General features: G+C 71.7%; 9 protein-coding genes. 5 read left to right on the forward strand and 4 right to left on the reverse strand.

Translation table 11 applies throughout. From position 1 onward, the window contains the following. Positions 1–2: 2 nt before the first annotated feature. Both OHA05_RS31185 and OHA05_RS31190 read left to right on the forward strand, forming a co-directional pair. Complete coding sequence (locus tag OHA05_RS31185; RefSeq protein WP_313942922.1) at positions 3–1,217, forward strand: acetyl-CoA C-acetyltransferase; 1,215 nt, start codon at positions 3–5, stop codon at positions 1,215–1,217. A 41-nt stretch (positions 1,218–1,258) separates the two neighbouring features. Next, complete coding sequence (locus tag OHA05_RS31190) at positions 1,259–3,454, forward strand: 3-hydroxyacyl-CoA dehydrogenase NAD-binding domain-containing protein (protein ID WP_328862361.1); 2,196 nt, start codon at positions 1,259–1,261, stop codon at positions 3,452–3,454. Between the two features lie 111 nt (positions 3,455–3,565). Here the strand turns inward: OHA05_RS31190 and OHA05_RS31195 are convergent, their stop codons facing one another. After that, positions 3,566–4,639, reverse strand: a complete 1,074-nt coding sequence (locus OHA05_RS31195; protein ID WP_328862362.1) for a helix-turn-helix domain-containing protein — start codon at positions 4,637–4,639, stop codon at positions 3,566–3,568. A gap of 94 nt (positions 4,640–4,733) precedes the next feature. On the opposite strand from OHA05_RS31195, the gene OHA05_RS31200 reads away from it, so the two are divergent. Then, on the forward strand, positions 4,734–6,263 hold the full coding sequence (locus OHA05_RS31200; protein WP_328862363.1) for an alpha/beta fold hydrolase: 1,530 nt from the start codon (positions 4,734–4,736) through the stop codon (positions 6,261–6,263). On the opposite strand, the gene OHA05_RS31205 is transcribed toward OHA05_RS31200, so the two are convergent. Further along, the gene (locus tag OHA05_RS31205; protein WP_328862364.1) at positions 6,260–7,027 is read right to left on the reverse strand and encodes a MerR family transcriptional regulator; all 768 of its coding nucleotides are present in this window, start codon (positions 7,025–7,027) and stop codon (positions 6,260–6,262) included. The two genes, OHA05_RS31200 and OHA05_RS31205, sit on opposite strands and share 4 nt — an antisense overlap. Before the next feature lie 143 nt (positions 7,028–7,170). On the opposite strand from OHA05_RS31205, the gene OHA05_RS31210 reads away from it, so the two are divergent. Continuing rightward, positions 7,171–7,647, forward strand: a complete 477-nt coding sequence (locus tag OHA05_RS31210; protein WP_328862365.1) for a macro domain-containing protein — start codon at positions 7,171–7,173, stop codon at positions 7,645–7,647. Positions 7,648–7,801: 154 nt separating this feature from the next. Here the strand turns inward: OHA05_RS31210 and OHA05_RS31215 are convergent, their stop codons facing one another. Next, on the reverse strand, positions 7,802–8,875 hold the full coding sequence (locus tag OHA05_RS31215) for a S1 family peptidase (RefSeq protein WP_313942916.1): 1,074 nt from the start codon (positions 8,873–8,875) through the stop codon (positions 7,802–7,804). Between the two features lie 852 nt (positions 8,876–9,727). Next, positions 9,728–10,714 (reverse strand): sphingomyelin phosphodiesterase, encoded by a 987-nt coding sequence (gene sph, locus OHA05_RS31220; RefSeq protein WP_328862366.1) that lies wholly within the window; start codon positions 10,712–10,714, stop codon positions 9,728–9,730. A 258-nt stretch (positions 10,715–10,972) separates the two neighbouring features. Between sph and OHA05_RS31225 the strand changes: the two genes are divergently transcribed. Then, entirely contained in the window at positions 10,973–11,857 is an 885-nt protein-coding gene (locus OHA05_RS31225) for an ion transporter (RefSeq protein ID WP_328862367.1), read from the forward strand. Positions 11,858–11,861: the final 4 nt, after the last annotated feature.

Raw genomic sequence — 11,861 nt, forward strand, 5'->3', positions numbered from 1 at the left:
TCTTGAGTACCGAAGCGTATGTCTACGACGCGATCCGCACGCCTCGCGGCCGCGGCAAGGCCACCGGCGCCCTGCACGGCACCAAGCCGATCGACCTCGTCGTCGGCCTGATCCACGAAATCCGCGACCGCTTCCCCGGACTCGACCCTGCGGCCGTCGACGACATCGTGCTCGGCGTCGTCGGCCCGGTCGGTGACCAGGGCTCCGACATCGCCCGTATCGCGGCGATCGCGGCGGGACTGCCCGACACGGTCGCCGGCGTTCAGGAGAACCGCTTCTGCGCATCGGGGCTGGAAGCGGTCAACATGGCCGCGATGAAGGTCCGTTCGGGCTGGGAGGACCTCGTACTCGCCGGGGGCGTCGAGTCCATGTCGCGGGTGCCCATGGCCTCGGACGGCGGCGCCTGGTTCGCCGACCCGATGACCAACTTCTCGGTCGACTTCGTGCCGCAGGGCATCGGCGCCGACCTGATCGCCACCATCGAGGGCTTCTCCCGCCGCGACGTCGACGAGTACGCCGCGCTCTCCCAGGAGCGGGCCGCGGCGGCCTGGAAGGACGGCCGCTTCGAGCGGTCCGTCGTGCCCGTCCGCGACCGCAACGGTCTGCTCGTCCTGGACCACGACGAGCACATGCGCCCCGGCACCACCGCGGACTCCCTCGCCTCCCTCAAGCCGTCCTTCGCCGGGATCGGCGACCTGGGCGGCTTCGACGCGGTCGCGCTCCAGAAGTACCACTGGGTCGAGAAGATCGACCATGTCCACCACGCGGGCAACTCCTCCGGCATCGTCGACGGCGCCGCCCTCGTCGCGGTCGGCAACAAGGAGGTCGGCGAGCGCTACGGGCTCACCCCGCGCGCCCGGATCGTCGCGGCCGCGGTCTCCGGCTCCGAGCCGACCATCATGCTCACCGGGCCCGCCCCCGCCACCCGCAAGGCGCTCACCAGGGCCGGGCTGACGATCGACGACATCGACCTCGTCGAGATCAACGAGGCGTTCGCCGGTGTCGTCCTGCGCTTCGCCCGCGACATGGACCTCTCCCTGGACAAGATCAACGTCAACGGCGGCGCCATCGCCATGGGCCACCCGCTCGGCGCCACGGGCGCGATGATCCTCGGCACGCTCGTGGACGAACTGGAGCGCCAGGACAAGCGGTACGGGCTCGCCACCCTCTGCGTGGGCGGCGGCATGGGTATCGCCACCGTCGTCGAGCGTCTCTGACCGTCCTGTCCCTCACGGCCCCACAACGGAGCAGTCACACCATGAGCGAGACCACCACTTCCTCGACCATCCGCTGGGAACAGGACGACACCGGCATCGTCACCCTGGTCCTCGACGACCCCAACCAGTCCGCGAACACCATGAACCAGGCGTTCAGGGACTCCATCGCGGCCGTCGCGCAGCGCGCGGAGGCCGAGCAGGACTCCATCCGCGGCATCGTGTTCACCTCGGCGAAGAAGACCTTCTTCGCCGGCGGCGACCTCAAGGACATGATCAGGATCGGTCCGGAGAACGCCCAGCAGGCCTTCGACGCGGGCATGTCCATCAAGCACGCCCTGCGCCGGATCGAGACCCTCGGCAAGCCCGTCGTCGCCGCCATCAACGGCGCGGCCCTCGGCGGCGGTTACGAGATCGCCCTCGCCTGCCACCACCGCATCGCCCTCGACGCACCCGGCTCGAAGATCGGCCTGCCCGAGGTCACCCTCGGACTGCTGCCCGCGGGCGGCGGCGTCACCCGGACCGTACGCCTGCTCGGCATCGCGGACGCGCTGCTCAAGGTGCTCCTCCAGGGCACCCAGTACTCCCCGCAGCGGGCCCTGGAGAACGGTCTGGTCCACGAAGTGGCCGCCACCCAGGACGAGATGCTGGCCAAGGCGCGCGCCTTCATCGACGCCAACCCGGAGTCCCAGCAGCCCTGGGACGTCAAGGGCTACAAGATCCCCGGCGGCACGCCCTCGAACCCGCGGTTCGCCGCCAACCTCCCCGCCTTCCCCGCGAACCTCAAGAAGCAGACCGCGGGCGCCCCCTACCCGGCGCCCCGCAACATCCTCGCGGCGGCCGTGGAAGGCTCCCAGGTCGACTTCGAGACCGCGCAGACCATCGAGGCGCGCTACTTCACCGAGCTGGTCACCGGCCGGATCGCCAAGAACATGATCCAGGCGTTCTTCTTCGACCTCCAGGCCGTGAACTCCGGCGCCAACCGCCCCCAGGGCATCGAGCCGCGCCCCGTGCGCAAGGTGGCGGTGCTCGGCGCCGGGATGATGGGCGCCGGCATCGCCTACTCCTGTGCCCGGGCCGGTATCGACGTCGTGCTCAAGGACGTCACCGCCGAGGCGGCGCAGAAGGGCAAGGAGTACAGCGAGAAGCTGCTCGCGAAGGCTCTGTCCCGCGGCCGTACGACGGAGGCCAAGCGGGACGCGCTGCTCGCCCGCATCACGCCGACCGCCGACCCCGCCGACCTCGCGGGCTGCGACGCCGTGATCGAGGCGGTCTTCGAGGACACCGCGCTCAAGCACAAGGTGTTCCAGGAGATCCAGGACATCGTCGAACCGGACGCGCTGCTGTGCTCCAACACCTCGACGCTGCCCATCACCGCGCTCGCCGAGGGCGTGACGCGGCCCGTCGACTTCATCGGGCTGCACTTCTTCTCGCCCGTCGACAAGATGCCGCTCGTCGAGATCATCAAGGGCGAGCGCACCGGCGACGAGGCGCTGGCCCGCGCCTTCGACCTGGTCCGGCAGATCAACAAGACGCCCATCGTCGTCAACGACTCGCGCGGCTTCTTCACCTCGCGCGTGATCGGCCAGTTCATCAACGAGGGCGTGGCGATGATCGGCGAGGGCGCCGACCCCGTCTCGGTCGAGCAGGCCGCCGCCCAGGCGGGCTACCCGGCCAAGGTCCTCTCGCTGATGGACGAGCTGACGCTCACCCTGCCGCGCAAGATCCGCAACGAGACCCGGCGCGCGGTCGAGGAGGCCGGCGGCACCTGGGCGGGCCACCCGGCGGACGCGGTCATCGACCGGATGGTCGACGAGTTCGGCCGCCCGGGCCGCAGCGGCGGGGCCGGCTTCTACGACTACGACGGGGAGGGCAAGCGTGCCGGGCTCTGGCCCGGAGTCCGCGAGCACTTCGCGAAGCCGGACGTCGAGATCCCCTTCGAGGACATGAAGGAGCGGATGCTCTTCTCGGAGGCGCTCGACACGGTGCGCTGCCTGGAGGAGAACGTCCTGACGTCCGTCGCGGACGCCAACATCGGCTCGATCATGGGCATCGGCTTCCCGGCCTGGACGGGCGGCGTGCTCCAGTACATCAACGGGTACGAGGGAGGGCTGCCCGGCTTCGTGGCGCGCGCCCGCGAGCTGGCCGCTGCCTACGGCGAGCGGTTCGAGCCGCCGGCGCTGCTGGTGCGGAAGGCGGAGCGGGGCGAGCGGTTCAGCGACGAGGAGCAGGGCCGCTAGTGCCTCGACCGGTACCTGGGTCTGTCGTCCGGATCAGTCCCGCACGATCCGTACGACAGGCCGCCCCGGGTCCGAACCGGGGCCGCCCGTACGGTCCTTGAGCCTCGTGCGTCATCCGCCGGTGAGTGCGCCGCCTTCGCGGGCGGCGTGCTCACCCCGGTCGGCCCTGCGGGAATCGGCGTCGGTGTCCTCGGATGCCGGCGCCGATCCACGTACGGGCACACCCGCCCTGGTTCCCAACTGGGTGTCCAGCGCGGCGAGGAGCCAGTCGTGCGCGGACCCCGGTGTCGGCTCGGGCGGGCCGCCGCGCGGGCTGATCAGCTCGGCCGTCAGCTCCCAGTACCGGTCGATCCTCGGGTCGGCGGCGAGCTGCCCGGACAGCAGACGGCGGAAGCCCGGGGTGTCCCGGGTCCCGAACGCGCTCGCGTAGGCGTTCACGAAGCCGTCCAGCGCCTCACCCGGGTACGGCTCCCGGCCGCGGCGCAATGGGCCGCCTGCCAGGTCGTACGCCTCGGCCAGGCCCGCGTACAGCACCGCCGCCCCACGGGATCCCGCGACCTGGTGCGCATGGGGACGGCACGGCTTCGACCCGCCGCACGGGCCGGTCGTCATCGCGGACAGCCGGGCGAACGCGAGCACCTGAGCCGGGTCCGGATCGTCGGGCGGATGGGGGACCGCCACCTCCAGGAACGCGGACGTCGCCCGCGCCGGCATCCGGGGCGGCAGCCAGGCACGCCAGAAACGGGCCAGCGGGGCCGTGCTGGGCGGTGCGGTCACCGCCCCGACCAGCCGCAGCCGGTCCGCCCGTTCGCCGGGCGGGCTCTCCTGCACCAGCCGCAGCGCCGCCTCCCGCCAGCGCAGGGCCGCGAGCTGGGAGCCGATCGCGCGCAACTGCCCGGCGACGGCGTCCTCCAGAGCGCCGCCCGCCGCGATGGCGGGGCCCTCGCCGTCCTGCTCGTCGAGAATGCGGCGCACCTCGGCCACCGGCAGATCGAGGGTGCGCAGCGAGCGGATCAACCGCAGCCGCTCCAGTGCGCCGGGGCTGTAACGACGATGCCCGCCGGCACTGCGGGAGGCCTCCGGCAGCAGCCCGCTGTCGGAGTAGAAGCGGACGGTCTTGACGCTGACACCCGCGCGTTCGGCGAGCTCGCCGATGCCGCACAGGCCGTCGGGCGAGGAGAACACTTGAACCTCCCTCAGGGGGAGTTCCTACGGTACCGGCGAGCGCGGCCGGTCGACCGGACCGGTCCGCGGAGGGCGACGGATCGAGGAGAGGCTCATGACCGTATTCATCCTGGTGCCAGGCGTGTTCACCGGCGCAGAGGTGTGGGAGGAGACGGCCGCACGACTGGCGAAGGCGGGCGACGAGGTGCACACGGTGAACCTCACCGGGCTCGGAGAGGCCCGCGCCGCCGAGCCCACCGACGCCGAGAGGCGCGTCGATCTGGAGACACACATCGCCGATGTGCTCGGGGTGCTCGACACGGTGGACCCGGCGCCGGGCCGGGAGATCGTGCTCGTCGGCCACGACTACGGCGTCCATCCCGTGATGGGCGCCGCCGACAGACGGGCGGAGCGCGTCGCCCGGATCGTCTGTGTGGACTCCGCGCTGCCGCGGGACGGTGTCCCGGCCCTGGCCGCGGTGCCCGACCAGCGCCTGCGCGAGCAGATCGCCGAGCGGGACGGGGCGGAGCCGGGGAAGCTGCCGGCCCCGGCCCGTGACGAGTGGCAGCGCTGGGGCAGCACGGCGGGTGTTCCCGCAGCGGCGCTCGACCGGCTCACCGACCTCGCCGCACCACAGCCGCTGGGCACGCTGCTCCAACCGCTGCGGCTCACCGGCGCCGTCGCCGCGGTCCCCACCACCGGTGTGCTGTGCACCGGCAACGGTACGAGCATCGAGCTGGTCCGGATGCTGGTGGGCATGGGCGATCCCGCCCTCCAGGTCCTGACGGCCCCCGGCGTGACCTTCTTCGAACTGCCCACCGGGCACTGGCCCATGCTGTCCTGCCCCGCCGAGCTTGCCGACGTCCTGCGGAAGGCCGCCGCCGGTGAGGGAGACCGGCTGGAGCCGGCCGACGCCACGGAGCCGCCCGCCCATCTGCGGCCCTTCCTGCTCGACGTGCCCGAGCTTCCCCGCGAGCGGATCGGCAACGTGGACCTGTATCCGCCGGCCCACGCGGAGGGGCCGCGCCCGGCGGTCGTCTTCGTGCACGGCGGCCCGGTGCCCGCCGACGCCCGGCCCACCCCACGGGACTGGCCGACGCTGACGGGGTACGCCCGGTACGCGGCCGGCGAGGGCGTGGTGGGCGTGACGCTCGACCACCGCCTGCACGACGTCGCCGACTACGAGCGGGCCGCCGACGACGTGGCGGCCGCGGTGGAGAGGGTCCGGGCCGATCCGCGGGTGGACGCGGACCGGATCGCTCTGTGGTTCTTCTCGGGCGGCGGCCCGATCGCGGCGGACTGGCTGGCGGCGCCGCCGACCTGGCTGCGCTGCCTGGCGGCCACGTACCCGGTCCTGGCGCCCCTGCCGAACTGGGGACTCCCGGGCGGCCGTTTCCGGCCCGCGGAGGCGGTGACGCACGCGGGTACGCTGCCGATCGTGCTCACCCGGGTCGGGCTGGAGAGCCCCGAGATCGCGGCCACCGTCGCAGAGTTCCTGGCCGCGGCCACCGGCTGCGGAGCGCATGTCGAGGTGGTCGATGTGCCACACGGGCACCACGGCTTCGAGACCCGTGACCCGACGGACGAGTCGCGCGAGGCGGTGCACCGGGCGATGGGCAGGGTGCTGGGCCGTCTGCGGACCTAGGTCGCGGACCTGGGGTCCGGGCCGTGTTCGGTGTCCGGCTCCGACCCGAACGCGGCCCGTAGCTCCTCCTTGAGCGACCGCTGGAACGCGGTGACCAGGGCCTGCACCACCAGCGGCTGCATATGGGCCGACAGGGACTTCATCGCCGCCACGTGCTCCGGGTCGGCCTCCCGGCGCCGGTAGGGGTTCCACACCTCGTCGCGGAACAGCCGGGTGAGCTCCTGGGCGGCCGAGCGGGTGTGCTCGACCAGAACCGTGCGGGCGGCGAGGATCGTCTCGTGGGCGATGGGCACGTCCAGTAGCTGCACGCCCAGCCGGAACAGTCCGTGGTCGAGCCGGAAGACGCCCGGCTCCGGCGCCCGTTGCAGGACGTCCATCGCAACCAGCCGGCCGATGTCCTCCTCGCTCAGCGGCCGCCCGGCCCGCCGTTCCAGCTCGGCGGCGGTCGCCTCCTCCGCGGAGTCCGGCGCCCAGGACGCCACCATCGCGCGATGGATCGCGAGATCGTGGGCGCTGAGGTCGTCCGGCAGCTGTTCGAGATAGCGTTCGATGGCGGACAGCGTCATGCCCTGGTGCTGGAGCTCCTCGATGAGGGCCAGCCGGGACAGATGGGCGGGGCCGTACTGGCCCACGCGGCGGGGCCCGATCGTCGGCGGGGGCAGCAGCCCGCGGGTGCTGTAGAAGCGCACGGTGCGTACGGTCACCCCGGCACGGGCAGCCAGTTCGTCGACGGTGAGGGTCGGCTCGTCGGTCTCGGTCGCCACGCTCGTGCCTCGCTCTCCACCGCTCGTCGTCGATCTCCCTGCGGTGCAACAGTATTGCTGTCTCACCATTGTTGTGAAAGCGCTGGGAGCGGGCGGAACGATCGTCGGTGACGATTGTCAGTGGTGATCCGTACGGTGGATGCATGTCGGGGATCACGTATGTACGGGGGGACGCCACCGCGCCGCAGGGCAAGGGGGTGAAGCTGATCGCGCACGTCTGCAACGACCTGGGCGGCTGGGGGAAGGGCTTCGTGCTGGCGTTGTCCCGCCGCTGGCCGGAGCCCGAGCAGGCCTACCGCCGCTGGCACCGGGAGCGCGCGTCGAACGACTTCGGCCTCGGCGCCGTGCAGTTCGTCCGCGTCGGCCCGTATCTGTGGGTCGCCAACATGGTGGGACAGCGGGGGACGAGGACCGGGAGCAAGGGCGTTCCCGTGCGGTACGAGGCGATCGACACGGCGCTCGCCGCGGTGGCGGTGAAGGCGGCGGAGCTGTCGGCGTCGGTGCACATGCCGCGGATCGGCTGCGGGCTCGCGGGCGGCAGATGGTCACGGGTCGAACCGCTGATAACCGACCGGCTGACATCGCGGGGGACGGCGGTCACGGTGTACGACCACGACTGAGGGGGGCCGCGGGCCGCGGGAGGGGCATGCACGGCCCCGGGAGGCCGGGCGTACGCGCCGTGCGCACGCGGCTTCAGGGGACGAGGACGTGCGCTCGGGACGGCCGAGGGTGCGCGCTCGGGGTGAGCGACCCTCGGCCGTCCGCGCGATGACGTCAGTAGACGGTCACGCCGTACGCAGCCAGTGCTTCGGTCACCGGCTGGTGGATCGCCGAGCCGTTCGTTCCCGTGCAGCCGGCGCTGCCCGAGTGGATGCCCAGCGCGACGGAACCGGCGAAGTGGGCGCCGCCGCTGTCGCCGCCCGCCGAGCAGGCGGTGGTGCGGACCATGCCGTAGACCGGTCCGTCGCCGTAGTTCACCGTGACATTCACGGCGGTGACGGTGCCGGCGGTCACCTGCGTCGTGGAGCCGCTCTTGTGGACGGCCTGGCCGACGATGGCGTCGGCGGCGGAGGCGATGTCCTGGTAGCTGCCGTTGTACAGGTTGACGCTCCCGGCGGGCTGGTCGGTGCCGGTGTAGCGCACGATGCCGTAGTCGTTCGTCGGGAAGCTGGTGCCCTCGCGGGTCCCGATCGCGGCGCCGCCGGACGTGGCCGACCACGTGTCGCCGAGATTGGTGCAGTGGCCCGCGGTCACGAAGTAGCGGACCGTGCCCTTCGCGGCGTTGAAGGCGGCGGAGCAGCGGACGCCCCCGCCGTAGATGGCGTCACCGCCGGCGACCTCCTTGGTGAACACCCCCGGCACACGCGCGATGCGGACGGCGTCGCCGAGGGTGGCGGCGACCCGCGTCAGGCGCGCCATGGAGAGCGTGGAGACGGACCGGTCGGCCTCGATCGCGACCTGGTTGGTCGAGGGGTCGATGCCCCACGACGTGCCGGTGATCTTCGCCTTGGTCTCGAGGACGTTCATGGCGGCTTCGAGCTGGGCGGTGCTGCGCTCGACGAGTTCGGCCCGGGCGCCCGAGGCGCGTACCTCTTCGGCGGCGGACTGGTCGGTCACGGTGATGACGAGGTCGCCGGTCTGGGAGTCCAGGTACGAGCCGGCCGAGCGGTCGCCAAGGGTCCGTTCGAGCGTGGAGTCGAGTGCGTACTGGCCGGGGGAGGCCGTGACACCCGGGGCGGGGCTCGGCACCGGGTCGGGCGCGGCGTGGGCGGTCCCGGTTCCGAGACCGACGGCGGGCAGGGTGAGCAGTACCGAAAGGCAGATGCGCGCGCGGAGCGTGCGTCTCATGGGGGGCTTCTCCTTCGCAGGTGTGCGCTGTGGGGGGGATTTACCGAGAAGCAGTGTGGACTGGACCAGTCCGGAGTGCGGTCTCAATGTGGCATGACCCTGACACATCGACAAGGGTGTGGAAGGCCCCCGGAAGAGCGGTTCTTCACGGGTGGTCAGATCGTTCGGCGGCTGGGCTGCGGCAGGCGGGGGCCTCCCCGTTTCGCACTGGCATCGCGGCCGCCCGGCGCTCTGGGTTCGCGGACATCCGCCCGGTGCCGCCCGCCGCCAGGCGGCCGGCCACACCGGTCCGCCTCCGGTGCCCGTGTCCCGGAGGAGACGCAGCCCCCTCTCGATGACCCGCGGACGTACCGCGTCCCTCCGGCCTGGTCCGGGACGGGCCGGCTGCGCGCTGATCGGCGCTGTCGTACCGCTGCCGGGCCCTCGCTGCGTGCCCTCACGACGCACGTCGTGGCACCGGCCGTTCGTGCCCGTGACCGTGGGGCCGGTCAGCGGATCGGCCCGCTGCCATCCGGGTGCCGCACCGCCCGGGTACGGCAGTTCGGCCAGAGAGGTGAAACGTCACGCCTGCCATGCGGCCGGTCGGCGGCCGAGGGCCCGGACCGGCCCCGCCGTCACGGTCACGACCCGTGTCGTCCACGTGCCGCCGACGAAACCCATGTGGCCCGCGACGGTCCCTGCCGCCGGATGGCTGACCCGTCGAAGGCGGGCCGACCGTTCGGGGCGGCACACGGCAGTGGTGGCCCGTGACATGCCCGAGAGCTGTCACGGGCCACCACGTCCGAACGCCTGCACCCTCGCGGCCGCCGTCGCGGTCCCCAGGGGGCCCGACCGGCCGCCAAGGGCTTGCGCCTACTGCCCCGACGCGGTCACCGGGTAGTGGTCGGAGAGGTTCGTGTACGTGTAGTCCGTGCCCCAGCTGGAGACCGTCCAGGGCGCGCTCTGCTCCTTGATCACGTCATTGGTCCAGCCGGCCTGCCGCGCATGCCCGGCACGGTGCAGGACGTAGTCGAGGTCCTCGCGGGCGTCGTCCGGGTAGCGATCCGCGGCGATCGAGTTCTGCTCGGTGTCGAAGGAGTACGGGTGACCCTTGCGGGTGTCCGCCCCGACCAGCCCGGCGTCGGCGAGCATCGTCGCGTACTCCGGGGTGCGGGAGTCCACGTTGAAGTCACCCGCCACGAGGACCTGTTCGGACGCCGGGATCTTCTTGGCGTCCAGGAACGCGTCGATCGCCCGGAACTGCCGGCTGCGCATCCGGGCCGCCTCGCCCGTGCCGCAGCCGGAGTCGGTGGACTGCGCGTGCGTGCCCACGACGTGCACCTTCGTGCCGTTCACGTTCAGCACCGCGTACACGAAACCCTTGTTGGACCACCAGTCCGAACCGCACGCGTCCTTGTAGACCCACTGCTCCTTGCGGACGATCGGCCACTTGCTGAGGACGGCGACACCGCCGTCCTCGGGAGTGGCGGCCGAGTAGGAACCGCCGGTCGCGTCCCAGCCGGTCTTGCTCCGCCCCATCACCGGTGTCTGGTAGGGGTACTGCGCGGCGGCGTTCTGTTTCATGGCGTCCGAGGACGAGTTGTCGAACGCCTCCTGGATGACGACGACGTCGTTGCCCTGGAAGAACGAGGTCGCGGGAATCGCCGCGGCCCGGTGGTCCTGGCCCCAGTTGGGATAGAGCGTCTTGCTGAAGAGGAAGGTGTTGTACGTCAGCACCTTCAGGCGCGGCGTCGCGTCCGGCGCGGCGGAGGCCGTCGGGGCCGTGCCGGTGAGGACGGCGGCGGCGAGCGCGGTCGACAGGGCCGCGGCGGGCAGGCGGCGGAGCGAGGACGGCGGCACAGGGACTCCCGGGTGAGGTGGGGGGTACGAGCGGCGACGCACATCAAAGCAGCCGCAGTTACTCCTTGGTAATGGCTCGGGGCCTTCTTTCTTGCCGCCACGAAACGATCTCACCAACGCACGGGCCGGGCATGTGTGCGAAGGGGGTACCCCTCCGGGTGGGCTTGTCGGGCCCCGGTGTGTGCGTCGCCCGTCCCACGGACATGTGTGCGCAAGTCTGGAGAGTTCACAGCGGAAGACACCTCAGGTGGGGAACGAATGAGCCTGCGCACCGACATGGCGAACGACCGAAGGCGACAACTGGCGTACCGCGCCCGTCTGCTGACCGAGGAGGACTGGTTCTCCACCGTCGCCGTCTGCGCCATCGCGGTCAACGCGATCCTGCTGGGAGTGGAGACGTACGCGGGCTTCGCCGACCGCTGGGAGTTCCAGCTGAAATTCCTCGAACACCTGCTTCTGGGGGTGTTCACCCTGGAGATCCTGATGCGCGCCGCCGCTCACGCCGACCGCCCCGCGGACTTCTTCCGCAACCCCTGGAACATCTTCGACATGGTGGTCGTCCTCAGCGCGTTCCTGCCGTTCCTCAGTGAGAACACCACCGTGCTGCGGCTGCTGCGCCTGGCCCGGGTCATCCGCACCGCACGCTTTCTGCCGCAGCTGCGGATCATCGTCACCGCCATCGGCAAGAGCATCCCGGGCGCCGTGAGCTTCCTGCTGGTCGGCACGCTGCTGCTGTATCTGTACGCGATGCTCGGCTGGGCGTCCTTCGCCACGGCCGACCCGGAGCACTACGGCTCGCTCGGCAGGGCGGCACTCACCCTCTTCGTGCTGATGACCCTTGACGGACTGGGCGACGCAGTCAACGCGGGTCTACAGATCTCGCCCTGGTCCGTTCTCTACTACGCCTCGTATGTGCTGCTCAGCTCGTTCCTGCTGGTCAATCTGCTGATCGGGGTGGTCATCAACTCGCTCGAACAGGCCCGGGTGCTGGACGAGGAGCGCAAGGCGCCTGCGGCACCCGACCCCGAGGCCGCCCAGGAACTCCGCGACCGGATCGCCGCCGCCCGGGCCTGTCTGGAGGATCTCGAAGGGCTCCTCGTCCAGGTCCCGGCCCAGCCGGAGAAGGCCGGCACCACACCCTGACGCA

Origin of the sequence: Streptomyces sp. NBC_00306, assembly GCF_036169555.1 — a bacterium.
GTDB classification, from domain to species: domain Bacteria; phylum Actinomycetota; class Actinomycetes; order Streptomycetales; family Streptomycetaceae; genus Streptomyces; species Streptomyces achmelvichensis.

Excerpts from the sequence above, each read along its gene's own strand:
- OHA05_RS31190 (WP_328862361.1), top strand. The coding sequence starts at position 1,259 with ATGAGCGAGACCACCACTTCCTCGACCATCCGCTGGGAACAGGACGAC.
- OHA05_RS31210 (WP_328862365.1), top strand. The coding sequence starts at position 7,171 with ATGTCGGGGATCACGTATGTACGGGGGGACGCCACCGCGCCGCAGGGC.
- OHA05_RS31200 (WP_328862363.1), top strand. The coding sequence starts at position 4,734 with ATGACCGTATTCATCCTGGTGCCAGGCGTGTTCACCGGCGCAGAGGTG.
- OHA05_RS31225 (WP_328862367.1), top strand. The coding sequence starts at position 10,973 with ATGAGCCTGCGCACCGACATGGCGAACGACCGAAGGCGACAACTGGCG.
- OHA05_RS31215 (WP_313942916.1), bottom strand. The coding sequence starts at position 8,875 with ATGAGACGCACGCTCCGCGCGCGCATCTGCCTTTCGGTACTGCTCACC.